Source organism: Evtepia gabavorous (assembly GCF_003425665.1).
GTDB classification, from domain to species: Bacteria; Bacillota; Clostridia; order Oscillospirales; family Oscillospiraceae; genus Evtepia; species Evtepia gabavorous.
On the sequence record NZ_QQRQ01000018.1, the window covers coordinates 18,760 to 35,491 of the forward strand.

16 protein-coding genes are annotated in these 16,732 nt (G+C 61.3%); 6 read left to right on the forward strand and 10 right to left on the reverse strand.

Features of this window, described 5'->3' with window-relative positions:
- Positions 1 to 48 precede the first annotated feature (48 nt).
- Positions 49 to 816, reverse strand: coding sequence for a sporulation transcription factor Spo0A (gene spo0A, locus DV520_RS09540; protein ID WP_117142564.1), 768 nt, complete (start codon positions 814 to 816; stop codon positions 49 to 51).
- A gap of 364 nt (positions 817 to 1,180) precedes the next feature.
- Here spo0A and iorA point away from each other — a divergent pair, with 364 nt between their 5' ends.
- The 3 genes from iorA to DV520_RS09555 all read left to right on the forward strand — a co-directional run bounded on the left by iorA (position 1,181) and on the right by DV520_RS09555 (position 5,959).
- On the forward strand, positions 1,181 to 2,914 hold the full coding sequence (gene iorA / locus DV520_RS09545; protein WP_117142565.1) for an indolepyruvate ferredoxin oxidoreductase subunit alpha: 1,734 nt from the start codon (positions 1,181 to 1,183) through the stop codon (positions 2,912 to 2,914).
- 297 nt (positions 2,915 to 3,211) lie between these two features.
- Positions 3,212 to 4,564 (forward strand): ArsB/NhaD family transporter, encoded by a 1,353-nt coding sequence (locus DV520_RS09550; protein ID WP_117142566.1) that lies wholly within the window; start codon positions 3,212 to 3,214, stop codon positions 4,562 to 4,564.
- A 48-nt stretch (positions 4,565 to 4,612) separates the two neighbouring features.
- Positions 4,613 to 5,959 (forward strand): ArsB/NhaD family transporter, encoded by a 1,347-nt coding sequence (locus DV520_RS09555; protein ID WP_021920122.1) that lies wholly within the window; start codon positions 4,613 to 4,615, stop codon positions 5,957 to 5,959.
- Here the strand turns inward: DV520_RS09555 and DV520_RS09560 are convergent.
- Positions 5,953 to 6,786 (reverse strand): metallophosphoesterase, encoded by an 834-nt coding sequence (locus DV520_RS09560; RefSeq protein ID WP_117142567.1) that lies wholly within the window; start codon positions 6,784 to 6,786, stop codon positions 5,953 to 5,955. The two genes, DV520_RS09555 and DV520_RS09560, sit on opposite strands and share 7 nt — an antisense overlap.
- Before the next feature lie 266 nt (positions 6,787 to 7,052).
- Here DV520_RS09560 and DV520_RS09565 point away from each other — a divergent pair, with 266 nt between their 5' ends.
- Positions 7,053 to 8,378 (forward strand): MATE family efflux transporter, encoded by a 1,326-nt coding sequence (locus tag DV520_RS09565; protein ID WP_117142568.1) that lies wholly within the window; start codon positions 7,053 to 7,055, stop codon positions 8,376 to 8,378.
- Positions 8,379 to 8,434: 56 nt separating this feature from the next.
- Here the strand turns inward: DV520_RS09565 and DV520_RS09570 are convergent, their stop codons facing one another.
- The 5 genes from DV520_RS09570 to DV520_RS12175 all read right to left on the reverse strand — a co-directional run bounded on the left by DV520_RS09570 (position 8,435) and on the right by DV520_RS12175 (position 13,369).
- A complete protein-coding gene (locus DV520_RS09570; protein ID WP_021920125.1) occupies positions 8,435 to 8,902 on the reverse strand; it encodes a hypothetical protein in 468 nt (155 codons plus the stop codon).
- A gap of 61 nt (positions 8,903 to 8,963) precedes the next feature.
- Complete coding sequence (locus tag DV520_RS09575) at positions 8,964 to 10,232, reverse strand: ArsB/NhaD family transporter (RefSeq protein ID WP_021920126.1); 1,269 nt, start codon at positions 10,230 to 10,232, stop codon at positions 8,964 to 8,966.
- A 445-nt stretch (positions 10,233 to 10,677) separates the two neighbouring features.
- Positions 10,678 to 11,898, reverse strand: a complete 1,221-nt coding sequence (locus tag DV520_RS09580; RefSeq protein ID WP_117142569.1) for a stalk domain-containing protein — start codon at positions 11,896 to 11,898, stop codon at positions 10,678 to 10,680.
- Between the two features lie 105 nt (positions 11,899 to 12,003).
- Positions 12,004 to 13,083, reverse strand: a complete 1,080-nt coding sequence (gene spoIVB, locus DV520_RS09585) for a SpoIVB peptidase (protein WP_021920128.1) — start codon at positions 13,081 to 13,083, stop codon at positions 12,004 to 12,006.
- Positions 13,084 to 13,102: 19 nt separating this feature from the next.
- Positions 13,103 to 13,369 (reverse strand): hypothetical protein, encoded by a 267-nt coding sequence (locus DV520_RS12175; RefSeq protein ID WP_133308853.1) that lies wholly within the window; start codon positions 13,367 to 13,369, stop codon positions 13,103 to 13,105.
- Positions 13,370 to 13,426: 57 nt separating this feature from the next.
- Between DV520_RS12175 and DV520_RS09590 the strand changes: the two genes are divergently transcribed.
- Together DV520_RS09590 and DV520_RS09595 are read left to right on the forward strand one after the other, a co-directional pair.
- Positions 13,427 to 13,696 carry a TIGR03905 family TSCPD domain-containing protein gene (locus tag DV520_RS09590; protein WP_021920129.1) on the forward strand — a complete coding sequence of 90 codons (270 nt, stop codon included), beginning with the start codon at positions 13,427 to 13,429 and terminating at the stop codon, positions 13,694 to 13,696.
- A gap of 54 nt (positions 13,697 to 13,750) precedes the next feature.
- A complete protein-coding gene (locus DV520_RS09595; protein WP_021920130.1) occupies positions 13,751 to 14,404 on the forward strand; it encodes a hypothetical protein in 654 nt (217 codons plus the stop codon).
- 116 nt (positions 14,405 to 14,520) lie between these two features.
- On the opposite strand, the gene mreB is transcribed toward DV520_RS09595, so the two are convergent.
- From mreB to DV520_RS09610, 3 genes are all read right to left on the reverse strand, one after another.
- Positions 14,521 to 15,564 carry a rod shape-determining protein gene (gene mreB / locus DV520_RS09600; RefSeq protein WP_117142570.1) on the reverse strand — a complete coding sequence of 348 codons (1,044 nt, stop codon included), beginning with the start codon at positions 15,562 to 15,564 and terminating at the stop codon, positions 14,521 to 14,523.
- 97 nt (positions 15,565 to 15,661) lie between these two features.
- Entirely contained in the window at positions 15,662 to 16,327 is a 666-nt protein-coding gene (locus tag DV520_RS09605; RefSeq protein WP_117142571.1) for a ComF family protein, read from the reverse strand.
- Positions 16,269 to 16,732 (reverse strand): ATP-dependent DNA helicase (locus tag DV520_RS09610; RefSeq protein WP_165850083.1); only part of this gene is annotated, 464 nt, incomplete at its 5' end. The genes DV520_RS09605 and DV520_RS09610, both read right to left, overlap by 59 nt.

Genomic DNA, 16,732 nt, shown 5'->3' on the forward strand with positions numbered 1-16,732 from the left:
GTCTTATATCATCGAAAGGATGGGAAGAGGGTTCCCAGGGGTCTGGCCTCAGCCCTGGCGGCGTTGCAGGACCAGGCGGTCGGCGATCATGGCGATAAATTCCGAGTTGGTGGGCTTTCCCTTGGAGTTGCTGACGGTGAAGCCGAAGTATTTTTGCAGGGTGTCCAGGTCGCCCCGGTCCCAGGCCACCTCGATGGCGTGGCGGATGGCACGCTCCACCCGGGAGGCGGTGGTGCCGAATTTCCGGGCGACCTCGGGATACAGGACCTTGGTCACGGCGTTGATCACATCCATGTCCTCCACGGTCATGATGATGGCCTCACGCAGGTATTGGTATCCCTTGATGTGGGCGGGCACACCGATCTCGTGGATGATGGCGGTGACGTTGGCCTCCAAAGTCTGCCGGGCGGTGGCCGGGCCGGCGGGGTTCTCCCCGCCCTCGGACCAGTGCTGGGCGGCCAGCAGGCGGACCCGCTCCACCACTGAGGCAATGCGGCAGGGCTTCATCATGTAGTAGTCTCCGCCCCGGGCGGCCACCTGATCGGCCATGCAGCCCCGGGCAAAGCCGGACAGGATCAGGGTGCTCACCGGTTTGGACTTGACCGCGTCCAGCACGTCAAAGCCGTCCATCCGCCCCAGAACCAGATCCATGACCAGGATATCTGGGGACCGGTCCTGCACCATCTGGATGGCCTCTTGGCCGTCGCTGGTCTGCCCTACCACTTCCAGGCCCTCCTCAGCCTGGAGCGCGTCGGCGAGGATGGTACGGAATTCCTCGCTGGTGTCAGCAATGAGAATGGTTTTCTTCGTTTCCATGCGTGTATGTCTCCCCCCGTGGGGAAGCGGCTGTGCCAGCTTCCCCAGATTTTTCAAATGATGTAAAGCGTTTCAACCGGACATCCATAATTTACCACAATGGGACAGAAAACTCAAGACAAAAATAGCAAAAACTGGAAAAACCGTCGCCGCAAGTTTCGACAAAAAACGACACCAATCCGCAAAAAAGTCCAGCAAGACCTTGGATTCCAAAAAAACCAGAAAAAAACGAACCGCAGGAGAAAATTTGTCGGGAAAACCGGTTTACGAATTGTAGGGAAAATGATATGATGAAAAACGATATATTATTGCAATTCCTGCCCGCACTGTCCGGGCGGGGACACCCAGGAAAGGGGTTTTCCCAATGAAGAAACTGATGCTGGGCAATGCGGCGGTGGCCCGGGGACTCTATGAGGCCGGCTGCGGCCTGATTTCCAGTTATCCCGGCACCCCCAGCACGGAGATCACCGAGCAGGCGGCCCAATATGACGAGATTTACTGCGAGTGGGCCCCCAATGAAAAGGTGGCCATGGAGGTGGCCTTTGGCGCCGCGCTGGCAGGCAAGCGCAGTGCCTGTGTGATGAAGCATGTGGGGGTCAATGTGGCCGCCGACCCGCTGTTTACCATTGCCTATACCGGGGTCAACGCCGGCATGGTGATCTGTGTGGCCGATGATCCCGGCATGCATTCCTCCCAGAATGAGCAGGACTCCCGTCACTATGCGGTTTCGGCCAAGCTCCCCATGCTGGAGCCGGCGGACTCAGAGGAGGCGCGGGCATTTGCCAAACGGGCCTTCCAGCTTTCCGAGGAATATGACACCCCGGTGTTTCTCAAATTGTGTACCCGCATCGCCCATTCCCAGAGCATTGTGGAACTGGGAGAGCGGGAAGAAGTCCCGGCAAAACCCTATGAGAAGAACATTGCCAAGTACGTGATGGTCCCTGGCAACGCCCGTCCCCGGCATCCCATTGTGGAGGAGCGGACCCAGCGGCTGACCGCTTACGCGGAGACCACAGACCTGAACCGGGAGGAGCTGGGAACCGACCGTACCCTGGGCATCATCACTTCCTCCACCTGCTACCAATATGCCCGGGAGGTGTTTGGTCCCCATGCCTCGATCCTGAAGCTGGGCCTGGTCAACCCGCTGCCCCGGGAGAAAATCCTGGCGTTCGCGGCCAAGGTGGATCAGGTGCTGGTGTTAGAGGAGCTGGACCCGGTGATTGAGACCCACTGCCGCAACCTGGGCCTGACGGTGCTGGGAAAGGACCGGCTGCCCATGGTGGGGGAGTTTTCTCAGGGCCTGGTAGCACAAAAGATTCGGGATACGGCCCGACCCTGGATGGAGCTGGAGGAAAACATTCCCCCCCGGCCCCCGGTCCTCTGCGCGGGATGTCCCCACCGGGGACTCTTCTACACCCTGGCCAAACACAAGGTCACGGTGCTGGGGGACATCGGCTGCTATACCCTGGCGGCCTATGAGCCTCTTTATGCCATTGAAACCTGTGAGTGTATGGGGGCCTCGGTGAGCTCCATTCACGGCTTTAACAAGGCCCTGGGGCAGGACAGTGAGGGAAAGACCGTGGCTGTGCTGGGGGACTCCACGTTTATGCACTCCGGCATGACGGGACTGGCCAACATCGCCTATAATCAGAGCAACTCCACCGTCATCATTCTGGATAACTCCACCACCGGCATGACGGGGCACCAGCAGAACCCCACCACCGGGAAGAATCTCCGGGGGGACCCTGCCGGGAAGATTGACTTGGAGACCCTGTGCCGGGCCATGGGAATCCGCCGGGTGCGGGTGGTAGACCCCTACGACCTGAAGGCCACGGAGGAAGTGGTGACAGAGGAGCTGGCCGCGCCGGAACCCTCGGTGATCATCACCCGCCGCCCCTGCGTGCTGCTCAGGTCGGTGGAGAAGCATCCCCCCTACCAGGTGGAACCGGACAAGTGCAAGGGCTGCAAGATGTGCATGCGAATCGGATGTCCCGCCATCTCCTGGAAGGACAAGAAAGCGGTCATCGACCCCACCCAATGTGTGGGCTGCGGGGTGTGTGAGCAGCTGTGTAAATTTGACGCCTTTCTTCACTGCTGAGTTGGGGGAGAAGGGGCTGCTTGAAAAGATCATTGTGTGCTCCCAAGAGCAACCCGAACGGGAGCAGGACCCAGAGTGAGCCCTGCTCCTTTTTCCTGCCCATTTATTTTTGGGAATCCCAGGAAAACCTTGGGAATATAAGGAAAGTATAAACGAAAGCACGGCGGATGTAAAGAACAGAGAAAGAGAAAATCCCCAATCCTCTGCCGGGCAACATATTTTTCCGGCGGATTTGATACATTGAAACAATCAGGGAGGATCGTTCTGACCGGTCTTTTCCCATGGGAGGAATGGAGCATGGTAAGTCAGATCTTGGCCGTGATAATTTTTGTGGTCATGTTTGTGGAGATTGTCCGGGAGAAATTCCCCCGGTATTTGGTGACCCTGGTGGCGGGCGTGCTGACCCTGGTGGTGGTCTTTCTGCTGGCCATGCAGAGCCTCCCCGATGTGTGGAAGGCGCTGAGCCTGGAGAGCATGGCGGAGACCACCTTCTGGTACACTGGCCACATGACGGTCAATGAGATGAACACCGGCATCAACTGGAGCACCATTCTCTTCATCAGCGGGATGATGATTATGGTGGAGGGAATGAGCGAAGCGGGATTCTTTGACTGGCTGTGCCTGCGCCTGGCCAAGCTGGTCAACTATAAGCCTGTGCCGCTGATGATCTGCTTTATGATCCTGTCGGCGGTGCTGTCCATGTTCATTGACAGCATTACAGTGATTCTGTTTCTGGCGGTGGCCAGTGTCCGCTTGGCCCACTTGCTGAAGTTTGATCCCATTCCTCTGATTATCGCGGAGATTTTCACCGCCAACCTGGGCGGTGCGGCCACCATGAGCGGGGACCCGCCCAACATCATCATTGGCACGGCCCTGGGGCTGACCTTTGGGGATTTTCTCCGGAACACAGGGCTCATTGCCCTGCTGTGCATGGTGGTGATGGTGCCCTATTTCTATTTCTGCTTCCGCAGGCAGATTCAGAGCCGGGATGAGACGGCCCGCGCCGCGGCCATGTCGCTGGACCCCCGGGCGTCCATTTCCAGCCGGAAGGCCTTTGTTGTCAACGTGACCATTTTCCTGGTGACGGTGCTGCTGCTGGTGACCCATGCCAAGACGGGGCTGACCGTGGCCACGGTGGGCATTGTGGCGGCCATTCTGACCCTGCTGGCCAACCCTGCCCCGCTGCGGCTGCTCCGAAAGGTGGACTGGCAGACAGTGCTCTTTTTCCTGGGCCTGTTTTTGACGGTGAGCGGATTGGAGCAGACGGGGGTGCTGGAGGCCATGGCCAATGGCATTGCCGGGATCACAGGGGGCAACCTGTCGCTGATGATCGTGATTCTCATCTGGCTCTCCGCAGTGGCCTCGGCCTTTGTGGACAATATCCCCTTTGCGGCCACCATGGTGCCGGTGATCAGTTCCCTGTCGGCCACCATGGGGGTGGACCTGAATACCCTGGCCTGGACCCTTTCCATGGGCACGGATATCGGCGGCAGCGCCACCCCCATTGGGGCCTCGGCCAATGTGGCGGGCACCGCCATTGCCGCCCGGGAGGGCCACCCCATCAGCTGGGGCCGTTACTGTAAATATTCCGCGCCCGCCGCGGTGATTGTCGTTGCCATCAGCATGGCCGTCATCCTGCTGCGGTACTGAGATAGAGCGGGCAAATTCTTTGATTGGCATGGAAATGGGAGGGAGTCTATGCTCAGCCAAATTTTGGCTCTTATCATTGCGATTGTGTTGTTTTCTGCGCTCCTCCAGGGGAAATATCCCCGGTATCTTCTGACGCTGGCAGCCGGGGGCGCTATGGTTTTGGTGGTGTTGCTGGGGACGATGGGCAGCCCGGCTGCCGCCCTGGAAGCCCTGAGTGTGGATAGTTTTGTCAAGCCCCAATTTTGGTTCGCCCACGGCGGGGTCACTGAGTTTAACGTGGGGATCAACTGGAGTACCATCCTCTTTCTGGCCGGCATGATGATCATGGTGGAGGCGATGAGTGAGGCCGGCTTTTTCGACTGGGTCTGCCTACGCCTGGCCAAGGCGTTGGGGTTTCGCCCCATGCCTCTCATGCTGAGCTTTATGGTGCTGGCGGCGCTGCTGTCCATGTTTGTGGACAGCATTACCGTGGTTTTGTTCCTGGTGGTGGCCACTGCGCGCCTGGCGCATTTTCTCCGGTTTGACCCGGTGCCCATGATCATTGGGGAGATCTTTGCCGCCAACCTGGGTGGTGCGGCCACCATGAGCGGGGACCCGCCCAACATCATCATTGGGACCTCCCTGGGCCTGAGCTTCTGGGACTTTTTGCGGAACAACGGCGTGATCTGCCTGATCGGCCTGGTGCTGGTGCTGGTGTATTTTTATCTCTGCTTCCGCAGTAAGAGTAGGGGAGAGGCCGCCGTTGCGCCGGAGCTCTGGGAAATTGACCCCAACGATGCCATTCCCAGCCGGCGGAGATTTTTGGCGCGGGTCTCTATTTTCGGCGTGGTGATTTTACTCATCGCCACCCATACCTTGACAGGGCTCACCATGCCCACCATTGGGGTGCTGGCAGCGGCGGTGACGCTGGTGAGCACCAAGACGCCCCAAAACCTGGTCAGGCAGATGGACTGGAAGATTCTCGGCTTTATCATTGGCCTGTTCCTTACGGTGAGCGGGCTGGAGCAGACAGGGGTCTTGGATGGAATGGCCCAATTCTTGGCGGCGCTGGGAGGAGACCATGCGGACCAGATGGTTGTGGTTCTGATTTGGTTTACCGCCATTGTGTCCGCTTTTGTGGACAATATTCCCATGGCCACGGTGATGGTGCCGGTGCTCCTGTCCCTGGCGGAGACCTTGGGCATGGACCTGCATACCCTGACCTGGGCGGTGTCCAAAGGCACGGACATCGGCGGCATTGCCACGCCCATCGGGGCCTCGGCCAACGTCACAGGGGTGGCGCTGGCGGCCAAGGAGGGGCATCCCATCTCCTGGAAACGCTATTGCAAGTATGCCATGCCCGCTGCAGTTCTGGTGCTGGTGGTGAGCATGGTGCTGATCCTGGCCCTTCACTGACCGGCGGACAGGCGGGCGACCACCAGCTCGGGACGGTTGTTCAGGCGAATGGGCGCAATGCTGTTGCCCAGGCCCCGGCTGACAATGAGGCGGGTGGTGCCCTGAACATACACACCGGCGTCGTAGAAGGGAAACAGACCCTGGCTGGGGGCGATGACCCCGCCCAGAAGGGGAAGGCGCACCTGGCCCCCATGGGTGTGGCCGCTGAAGACCAGGTCCACGGCGTGAGCCGCGTAGACCCCCATCAGTTCCGGCCGGTGGGACAAGAGGATGGTGTAGGGGGCGGCCGCTGGCAGAAGGCGCCGCAGCTTGGCAGAGACCAGCTCCGCCGGGGAACCGGGAAGCCCCCGCTTCTTGTCGAAGCTGGGGTCGGCCAACCCCAGCAGGGTGATGGTTTCCCCGTCCCGGCACAGGGGGACGGACCGGTCTTCCAGGACGACCACGCCGGCGTCCTTCAGCCCGGATTTGAGGGCAGGATATTGAGGCAGCCTGGCCTCGTGGTTGCCCGGGACGAAGTAAGTGGGGGCAAGTTCGGCGGCCCGTGCGGCAAAGGCAAGGGCCCGGGGCAGGTTGGTGCGCCTGGAATCCACCAGGTCTCCGGTCAGCACAATGAGGTGGGGCTTGGCCTGGGAGAGGGCCTGCAGGAGGCGGCGGTTCTCTTTTCCGAAGGATGCGTTGTGCAGGTCTGAGACCTGGGCGATCCGCATGCCGTCGAAGGCAGGGGGGAGTCCGGGAAGGGAGAGGGGAATCTCGTGGATTAGGAGGGTGCGATTGCCCCATAGCACCCAGAGAAGCAGGGACAGTAGGAGCAGCGGGAGGAAAAACATGGTTGGAAGGAATCTCCTTTTTGGAAAGCGGTTTCTATGGGCTCATTGTATCATGTCCCGGGGCAGGGAGCAAGGCAACACCGGGGGTTGACGTGCCCGCCAAAATTTGCTACAATACCCCCGTTCACTGGAGGGTACGCCATTCAGGATCGTGATGGTAAGCTGGATAAGGTGACAGACTGAGAGGCCTGTTGCCCTGTCCGGCTTTTTTTGCGGCATGGGGCGGGGCCGAAGAGAAAAACCAACGAAGGAAGGGGAACAAAACGATGGATCTGCTGCGAGGAAATATAAAGCACACCTACTTCAAGTATTTGGGCGCGGCCTTTGGCAGTGCCATGCTGGCCTCGGTATATAGTCTGGTGGACATGGCGATGGTGGGGCAGTATCAGGGGCCGGACGGCGCAGCGGCGCTGGCTGTGGTGGCGCCGGTGTGGAACATCATTTACAGCTTGGGTTTGCTGACCGGCATTGGGGGTTCTGTACTGTCCAGTACGCACCGGGGGCAGGGGAAGCGCCGGCAGGCCAACCAGGCCTTTACTGTGGCGCTGGGCTTTACGGTGATTCTGGCGGCGGCCAGCTGGCTGGGCCTAATCTTCTTTGAGGTCCCCCTGCTGCGCTTCTTCGGCGGGGACGAGGCGCTGATCCCTCTGGCGCGGGATTATTTGTACCCGGTGAAGTTCTCGGTGCCCTTCTTCCTCTTTACCCAGATGCTGGCGGCCTTTCTCCGCAACGATGGGCGGCCGGCCCTGGCCACCGGCGCGGTCCTGTCCGGGGGCGTGTTCAACGTGCTGGGGGATTACTTTTTTGTCTTTGTCCTGGACTTGGGTATCATGGGGGCGGGCATTGCCACCTGCCTGGGGGCGGCAATTTCCTGCCTGGTGATGCTCACCCATTTCCTTTCTCCCAGGAATACCCTTCGGCTGGTGCCGGTCAAGGGATGGATCAGGCAGATGGGCCGGATTGGCGTGACAGGGTTTTCCGCGTTTTTTGCGGACATTGCCATGGGAATTCTCACCATCCTGTTCAACCGCCAGATCATGCACTTTCTGGGGACCGACGCCCTGGCGGTGTACGGAGTCCTGGTCAATGTGAGCACCCTGGTGCAGTGCTGCGCGTACAGTGTGGGACAGGCCTCTCAGCCCATTCTCTCCCTCAACTACGGGGCCCGGCAGACCAGACGGATTTTGGATGTCCTGCGGTATGCCTTGGGGACGGTGGCGGTCTTTGGGGTGCTGTGGGTGTTGGTGCTGGCCGCGTTTCCCACGGAGATTGTCCGGCTGTTCATGGCGCCGACCCCGGAGGTCCTGGAGGTAGCCCCGGGCATTTTGCGGACGTATGGGCTGTCCTTTTTGCTGCTGCCGTTCAATATCTTTTCTGCCTACTATTTCCAGTCTATTCTTCGGCCGGCCAGTGCCTTTGGAATCTCTGTCACCCGCGGCCTGGTGGTCAGCGGGGGTCTCATTCTCACCTTGCCGGCCCTTTGGGGCGGCTCGGCCATTTGGCTGGCGATGCCGCTGACCGAGCTGGTGGTGGCGCTGGCTGTGGCGGGGTTGATGGTCCGTTCCGTCCGGCAGCTCAAGGGGGAGCTTTGATGAAGAAAACGCGCCCGGAGGCGGTTCCTCCGGGCGCGTTGCGATGAAAAAGGGTGTCATTCCTCACAGGAGACCTCTGGGGAACGGGCACGGATTTCGTCCATGAGCGCGGTCAATCGATCCCCTTGCTGATGGAGAAGGGCCAGGTCCTCTGGACTCAGGTTGTGGGTGATAAAGAGCTCCTCCATTTTGTGGGTCAGCGCCAAGGTCTTCCGGGCAGTGTCCAGAAAGGTGCTGTAATTCCGGCTGCGCCGGGCGTTCTGGAAGGCCTGACGGTCCCGGGCGATGAACTGAAGAACCTCTTCCGTGCTGGCCAGGCGGCCCTGGACCATGGGATAGGGCCGGGCCCGCTGCAGGTAGCACCGGTTTTCATTGGTGATGGTGAAGATGTAGGTCAGGGTGAGCCCCTCCCCCAGGTCAAAATCCACCACATGCTGTTTGCCGCTGACCACCTTGATTCTGCTGGCGCCCAGCTGGGAGAGGGCGGTGTCGATGAAATCTCCGCTGAATGTAGATAAGCTCATACAAATCTCCTTCCCAAAATAGAGGCGGCCGTGGGGGCCGCCCCAGGTCAATCGGAACTGCTTAGGTAAACCGCAGGAGCAGGAACACGGTGCTGATGGCCACGGAGACCAGCATCAAGGGGAAGCCCACCTTAAAGTAACTGGCAAAGGTGATGGGGAACCCGTGACGGTTGCTGATGCCCGAAAGGACCACATTGGCCGAGGCGCCGATGAGGGTGCCGTTGCCGCCCAGGCAAGCGCCCAGGGAGACCGCCCACCACAGGGGGGTGACATCCACGCCGCTGCTCTGCATGGTGAGGATCAGGGGAATCAGGGTGGCCACAAAGGGGATGTTGTCCAGGAACGAGGAGACAATGGCCGAGACCCAGAGGATCAGCAGAATGGTCAAGGTCATGTGGCCTTCGGTCAGGTCCATGAGGCCGTTGGCCAGGATCTGGATCACGCCCGTCTCCTGGAGGCCGCCCACCACGATGAACAGGCCGGTGAAGAAGAGAATGGTGGTCCATTCCACGCCGGCCACGATCTCCTCCACGTCCTGACGGCCGATGAGGAGCATCACCGCAGCGGCGGTGAGGGCGATGGTGCAGGACTCCAAGTGGAGCTGAGAGTGAAAGACGAATCCAAACACCACCAGGAGGATCATGACGACGCTTTTGATCAGCAGACTGCGGTCCTTAATGGCTTTGTTCTCATCCAGCTGCAGAATGGAGTCCATGGCCTCCGGCTCCACATGGAGCTTGCGCCCATAGATAAAATAAAAGCAGACAATGGTGGCGGCCAGCACAAAGAGCACGGCAACGCCGGTGTTGGTGATGAAATCCGTAAAGCTCAGCCCCGCGGCGCTGCCAATCATAATATTGGGGGGGTCGCCGATCAGGGTGGCGGTGCCGCCGATGTTGGAGGCCATGATCTGGGTCATGAAGAAGGGAATGGGGTTGATCCGCAGCATGCTGGTAATGGCCAGGGTCATGGGGCCGATGAGGAGCACTGTGGTCACATTGTCCAGGAAGGCGGACAAAACAGCGGTGATCAAAGCGAACAACACCATCAGCGGCCAGGGCCGGCCCTTGGCGATTTTCGCGGCCTTAATGGCAATGTATTCAAAGATGCCGGAGTTTTTGACCACGGCCACGAAAAGCATCATGCCGATCAGGACCCCCAGGGTGTTGAGGTCCACATAGGAAAAGCCGGATTCCACCGACAAAACCCCGGTGAGGATCAGCAGCAGGGCGCCGGCGACGGCGGCCACCGTTCGGTGGAGCTTCTCGGTCATAATGGCTGCCATGGTCACCAGAAAGATGACAATGGCAATGATTTGCGTTGATGTCATGGTCAATCACAATCCTTTCCAGAGAGAACAGGGGCACGCTGTGGGGATGCGGAGGGTTCGGAACAGGAAGACCCTGGAAGAGGATATCCGGCGTCCGATCCTCCGTTGGATTGAGACCGCAAGATGCCCAAATGATGTCTTATTATAAAACCCAATTTCTTAAATGGCAACTATTTTCTTATAGATTTTCCATATTCTGCAAAACATTTGTCGAATGCGGCAAGGCCGCGCCTGGCGGTGGAACGAAACGTGTCCGATAGGAGGCTGCCAGGGACAGATCGGGAGAGAGGGCAGCGGAGCCCCGCTTGGCGGCGTCATAGTGGGCCGAACCCGATTTCTCCGTACAAAATAACCGTGCCTTGCAAGCATTCAAAGCCTGCAAGGCACGGTTTATTGAAAACGTGATACCATCGTTTGAGGGAAACGTCAATCCTCCGAAAGCGCCTCAGACACCCGCGTCCGCGGCGGTGAGCGCCTGGGAGGTGTTGAAGCTGTATGTCCAGCCGTCGGTGGTGAGGACGATGGAGCCGCTCTTTCCCGTTCCGTAGACCGTGGCCCCCACATCGAAGAGGCGCTGTAAGGTTTCCCCGGCGGGATGATGGTAGGCGTTGTCCAGCCCATAGGAGATCACGGCATATTCCGGTTTGACCACCGACAGGAATTCCGCGCAGGAGGCGGTGTCGGAGCCGTGGTGGCTGACCTTTAGGACATCAATGTCCCCGAAGAGAGGGAGCAGCTTGGTCTCCACCTGCTGGGACATGTCGCCGGTGAAGAGAACCTGAACGTTGCCGCAGGTGAGCTGCGCCACGACGCTGCAGTCGTTGCTGTCCTCCCAGTCGTTGCCGGTCTCCAGGATGGACAGGGCGGCCAGAGAGCTGAGGGGGATGATCCGATCCTCCCCGTAGGAGATGGTGCAGCCCTCGGCCTGAACTGCGGCCCAATAATCTTTATAGGTGTCGGTGTCGGATTTGCGCCCGCTGTCGATGACCTCTCCCACCTCAAAGGCCTCCAGGACCGCGTCCAGTCCGCCGACGTGGTCTGCGTCGGGGTGGGTGGCGATGAGGTAGTCTAATTTGCCGTCTATGTAGGGTGTGAGATAGGAGACCACCTCGTCGCCGGCGCCGTTGTTCCCGCCGTCGATCAGGACCTCGGTTTCCCCACAGTCGATGAGGATGCAGTCCCCCTGGCCCACGTCCAAGAAGTGGACCCGGAGCAGGCTGCTGCCGGTTTTGATGACCACCAGGCGGTTGGCGTTGTCCCAGGTGACATAGGCGCCAAAAGCCTCCATCACCGGGCGGATGGGCAGATAGGTACGGGTGTCTACAATCTGCGCGGTGGTGTCCATTTCCATGCGCTTTCCGTTGACCAGCAGGTAGGGCGCGCCGATGGGAACCTCCACCCGGGTGCCGTCCTTCTCCGCCACGGCAGTGCGCGTCTCATTGTTCCAGTAGACGGCACAGCCAAAGCTCTCCATAGTCAGCCGGAAGGGCACCTGGGTCCGCCCGGCGCTGTCCAAAAAGGGGCGGCCATATCCATCGTCGTACAGGACCGATGTGCCGTCGATGGTCACACCGATTTCCCCGGCGGCCCCAGCGGGGAGAACCAGCAGGGACAAGACCAGGGCAAAGGAGAGGACCGCAGCCCCTATTTTCTTTCCCAAAATCATGGTACACCTCCAAAATTTCTTTTTTCAGTCTTAATATACCATGAAACCGGTGGACAGGTCAAGGATGTAACCCCGGCGGCGGAAGATTCCGCTGCCGGGGTTGGGTCAGGTGTTTTGGGCCTGGGCGGCCTGGTCCAGCATGTTCTGGGCCAGAATGCCATAGCCCCGGTCCGCATGGTCGATGAGCACGTGGGTGACGGCCCCCACCAGCTTGCCGTCCTGGAGGATGGGCGAGCCGGACATCCCCTGGACGATGCCGCCGGTCTTCTCCAAGAGCCTGGGGTCTGTGACCCGAAGCATCAGGTCCCGGGTGTCCGAGGTGTTGGAGTAGACTTTGAGAATTTCCACCGTGTACTCCTCCACCTCCGTGCCGGCCACATTGGCCAGGATGGTGGCCTGTCCGGTGTGAACCTCCTCCGCTGTGGCCACAGGCACAGGGGTGCCCGTGAACGTGCCGGGGTCCTGAAGGTGGCCGAACACGCCGCTCTCCGTGTTGGCGTATAAGGTGCCCAGGTCCTGGCTGGAGGAGAAGGCCCCCCGGAGTTCCCCGGGCCGGCCGTTCACCCCTTTGACCACCCCTGCCACGGAGGCGGGGGTAATGGCCCCGGACTGGAGCTTCATCAGCACCGCGGTGTCCACGTCGTTGATGCCGTGGCCCAGGGTGCCGAACAGGCCGGTCTCCGGGTCCACAAAGGTCAGGGTGCCGATGCCGGCCATGGAGTCCCGAATCCAAGCGCCCAGCTTGTAGGCGCCGTCGGTGCTGCACTGGGCGGCCCGGGTGGTCACCTCCTGGCTCTCCTCATCCCGAAGGACGGTCAGTTCCATTTCCTGGCCTTCCAGGTCCTGGAGTATGGTCTGGACCTCCTCAATGGAGCTGACCTGGGCGTCGTTGATGTGGGTGATGACGTCCCCCTCCTGGAGCCCGCAGGCCCGGGCGGGAGAGGCCAGTCCCTGGTCGGTGGTGATGTCGGACAACCCCACCACCAGGACGCCCTGGGCAAAGAGCTTAATGCCCACCGCCCGGCCCAGGGGGATCACCGAGCGGGGGGCGCTGTTCTGGGATTCCGCTGCCTGGGCACCTGGGACCAGCGCCACCGTCATAACCACGGCGGCGGCCAGCAGGAGCAGGGTGCGAAAGAACCATACCGCCACGCCCGACCCATGGCGTTCGTTGGTGTCCTGCAAGAAATCACCTCCCTCTTTCTCAAAACATAGCTGTCAGCAATGGTTTGCCCTGCGGTCCGCGGGCCGCAGCGCCCATACCGGCGCCGGACGGGCTGCCGGCGTACCAGAGGGGCGGGCCGCCGGAAAGACCGGCGGGGCAGGCGTCTTTCTGCGGCAGGACAGAAAGAAAAAAATGGTTGACAGGAAGCGCGAAAAAACGCGCAAGCTTACTATGGCCTGTTTTTTGAAAAAAAGAAGCGGCAAAGTTACACAGTGTTTCCTTGGAAGAGACTGCTTGCTTTTTCAAAGGGCCTTTGTTAAGATGAAAAAAGACCGGAAGGACCGGGAAAGGAGGTGAGATGCCTTGACCATTCAGTATAAAACCAAAGGGGTTTGCTCCCGGCAGATGAATGTAAAAATGGAAAACGGGGTCATCCAAAAAGTGGACATCCTGGGCGGCTGCGCCGGCAACAGCCAGGGCGTGGCCCGTCTGGTGGAGGGCATGCGGGCGGAGGACGCCATCGAGAAGATTGCGGGGATTCGCTGCGGCAACAAGGCCACGTCATGTCCCGACCAGCTGTCGAAGGCTTTGCAGATTGCCCTGGCGGAGGAGGCCAAACGAGCGGGGGCCTGACCTGCCCCGGCGTGCCGATAGGATACAAAATGATTTTTGAAGGAGGAAACCATCATGGCAAATCTGTATTTCCCCGGCTGCAAGGTCAAGGGGGACTTTCCTGCGGCCAGTGAAAAGCTGGCTGCGTACATCCAGAGCAAGCGGGTGGTGACCCCGGTGGGCTGCTGCCGGGTGGACCACGACAAGCTGACCCCGGCAGATACCGCCGTTGTGGTCTGCAACAACTGCGCCAATATCATTGCCGAGAGCGGCGATCCCGGGCAGATCGAGTTTGTCTGGGAGATCATTGACAACGATCCGGAGTTTCCCTTCCCCGATTACCACGGGGAGAAAATGACCATCCAGGACTGCTGGCTGGCCGTGGAGAAGCGCCACGTCCAGGACGCCATCCGATCCCTGATGCGCAAAATGAACATTGACGTGGTGGAACTGGCGGAAAACCACGAAAAGACCCGGTTCTGCGGGATGAATCTGGTGGCCCCCTGCAACCCCAGCAACGCCAAGCTGGCCCCCAAACGCTATGTGGAGGAGGGCGGCCACATGTTCCAGCCCATTCCCCCGGAGGAGCAGGCAGCTTACTTCCAGTCGTATTGTGCCCAGTTTACCACGGATCGAGTGGTCTGCTACTGCAAATCCTGCCGGGGCGGCTTGCTGAAGGGCGGGAAAAAGGCCCTGCACATTCTGGAACTGTTGTTCCCTGAAGAATGAGACTGCACAAGCTGCCTGGAAAGCGCCAAAAAAGCCTGGAAATTTTCCAGGCTTTTTTTGATGGAAATGCAAAGGATGGAGGGATTGCTTCCAAAGGGAAGGTTCCATAGAAGGCCTCACACCGTCAGCTGCCGCCGGCGTGCCAGGTTCAGGACCCCTTCCTGCCGTTTGGCCAGGTGCGGCAGGGTCTGCTCCAGCCCCAGGGCCACGGCGCGGATGGGGTCCTCGGCCAAGTGGGTCTCCATCCCGGTCCGGGCGGCCAGCAGGGTGTCCATGCCCTGGAGCAGGCTGCCGCCTCCGGTGAGGAGGATGCCGCTGACCGCCACATCGGCGGCCAGTTCCGGCGGCGTGCGCTCCAGGACTGCCTGGACGGCGGAGATGATGTTCTCCGCCACCGGTGTGAAGGCTTCCGCAGTCTCCTCCCCGGAGAGAAGGATCTCCCGGGGCAGCCCCGTGTTCAGGCACCGGCCCTTGACCGCCAGGGTTTCCTCTCCCGGCCCGTCCACCCGCCCGATGGCCTCCTTGACCTCTTCCGCGGTGCGGGCGCCGATGAGCAGGCTGTGCTTCTGGCGGATGTACTGCATGAGGGCCTCGTCAAACTGATCCCCGGCGGTGGAGAGGCAGGCGGAGGCCACCACGCCCCCCAGGGCGGTGACCGCCACGTCGGTGGTCCCGCCCCCGATGTCCACCACCATGTGGCCCTCGGGCTGGGTGATGTCCACCCCGGCCCCCAGGGCGGCGGCCAGAGGCTCCTCCATCAGGTAGACCCGCCGGGCGCCGGCCTGGAGGCCGGCCTCCACCACCGCCCGTTCCGCTACCTCGGAGATGCCGGAGGGGACGCAGACCAGCAGACGGGGCTTCAGCAGCCGCCCGGGGGCGGCCTTGTGGAGGAAGGCTCGGACCATGGCCTCGGCGATGGTGCAGTCGGAGATGATGCCCTCCCGCAGCGGCCGCACAGCCAGCAGGTCCCCCGGGGTCCGGCCCAGCATCTGCCGGGCGGCCTCCCCCACCTGGAGGACGGCGCCTGTGCGCCGGTCCACAGCCACCACCGAGGGCTCCTGGAGCAGGATGCCCCTGCCCCGTACGGCCACCAGCACGGAGGTGGTGCCCAAATCCATGGCGATATCCCGGGCAAAGCCCCCTTGTACTTGCTTGTCCATATCCACGCTCCCTTTCTTGCGGTTTGTCTCATGCCAAAAGTATAGCCCAAGCAGAGAGAGGCTTTCCCACGAAATATGGGAAAGCCTCTCGGGTTCTTCAAGGGTTTTTGGGCGGGGTACGGCAGAAGGCCGCGGCCACCACCTGCCGGGCGCCCGCCTGGCGCAGGGTGCGGGCCGCCTCATTCAGGGTGGCGCCGGTGGTGAGGATGTCGTCCAGGAGGAGAACCCGCTGCCCGGCCACCTGGGCCGGGTGGGGCGCTGTGTAGACCCCGGCCACGTTGGCCCGCCGCTGGCGGCCCTGGGTCAGGGAGGACTGGGGCGGGGTGTCCCTCGTTTTCTCCAGCAGGGGAACGGCTTGGGCGGCAAGGGCCCTGGCGGTCTCCTGGGCCAGCAGCTGCGCCTGGTCATAGCCCCGCCGGCGGAGGGTCTTCGGAGAGACGGGGACCCAGGTGATGAGGTCGTAGGTCCCCGGCAGGTAGGTTCGAACGGCCTGGGCCAGCACTGGGCCGTAGGCCTTGGCGTAGTCCCGCCGGCCGGAGAACTTGAACCGCCGCAAAGAGGCGCGCAGGGGCTCCCGGTACCACCCGGCGCAGACGCACCGGGCAAAGGCCTCTCCCGTCACCACGGCCTGGGCGCCTTCCAGCCAGACATCGCTCCCCAGGCAGTGGGGGCAGGGCGCGGAAACCACGGCCTCCACAGGGCGGTCACAGAAGGGACACCTGGGTGGGAAGAGCAGGTTCAGAAGAAATTGGGGCAGGGCCATGGTTCTCCTCCTTTTCCGGGCCGCCTCGGGCCAGACGGGCCCGCAGCCCGCTGTACCGCCGCTGCTGGCGGTCGTTGGCGGCCATGCGGGCCACCACTTGGTCGTCCCCCACCAGGATCAGCAGTTCCTTGGCCCGGGTCATGGCGGTGTAGAGAATCCCCCGAGTGAGCAGCATGGGGGCGGCCTCCACGGCGGAGAGAATGACTGCCCGGTACTCACTGCCCTGGGCCTTGTGAACGGTGACCGCGTAGGCCAGCTCCAGCTGGGTCATCATATCCGGGGGATAGGCGGCCCGGTGTCCGTCAAAGTCCACCGTGACCAGGCCGCTGGCGGGGTCGATGGACTCGATCCGGCCGATGTCTCCGTTGAAGATGCCCATGCCCACGCCGTCGGCGTGGTCTTCCC

Excerpts from the sequence above, each read along its gene's own strand:
- DV520_RS09565 (WP_117142568.1), top strand. The coding sequence starts at position 7,053 with ATGGATCTGCTGCGAGGAAATATAAAGCACACCTACTTCAAGTATTTG.
- mreB (WP_117142570.1), bottom strand. The coding sequence starts at position 15,564 with ATGGACAAGCAAGTACAAGGGGGCTTTGCCCGGGATATCGCCATGGAT.
- DV520_RS09580 (WP_117142569.1), bottom strand. The coding sequence starts at position 11,898 with ATGATTTTGGGAAAGAAAATAGGGGCTGCGGTCCTCTCCTTTGCCCTG.
- DV520_RS09575 (WP_021920126.1), bottom strand. The coding sequence starts at position 10,232 with ATGACATCAACGCAAATCATTGCCATTGTCATCTTTCTGGTGACCATG.
- DV520_RS09570 (WP_021920125.1), bottom strand. The coding sequence starts at position 8,902 with ATGAGCTTATCTACATTCAGCGGAGATTTCATCGACACCGCCCTCTCC.
- DV520_RS09605 (WP_117142571.1), bottom strand. The coding sequence starts at position 16,327 with ATGGCCCTGCCCCAATTTCTTCTGAACCTGCTCTTCCCACCCAGGTGT.
- spo0A (WP_117142564.1), bottom strand. The coding sequence starts at position 816 with ATGGAAACGAAGAAAACCATTCTCATTGCTGACACCAGCGAGGAATTC.
- DV520_RS09560 (WP_117142567.1), bottom strand. The coding sequence starts at position 6,786 with ATGTTTTTCCTCCCGCTGCTCCTACTGTCCCTGCTTCTCTGGGTGCTA.
- DV520_RS09555 (WP_021920122.1), top strand. The coding sequence starts at position 4,613 with ATGCTCAGCCAAATTTTGGCTCTTATCATTGCGATTGTGTTGTTTTCT.
- DV520_RS09595 (WP_021920130.1), top strand. The coding sequence starts at position 13,751 with ATGGCAAATCTGTATTTCCCCGGCTGCAAGGTCAAGGGGGACTTTCCT.
- iorA (WP_117142565.1), top strand. The coding sequence starts at position 1,181 with ATGAAGAAACTGATGCTGGGCAATGCGGCGGTGGCCCGGGGACTCTAT.
- DV520_RS09550 (WP_117142566.1), top strand. The coding sequence starts at position 3,212 with ATGGTAAGTCAGATCTTGGCCGTGATAATTTTTGTGGTCATGTTTGTG.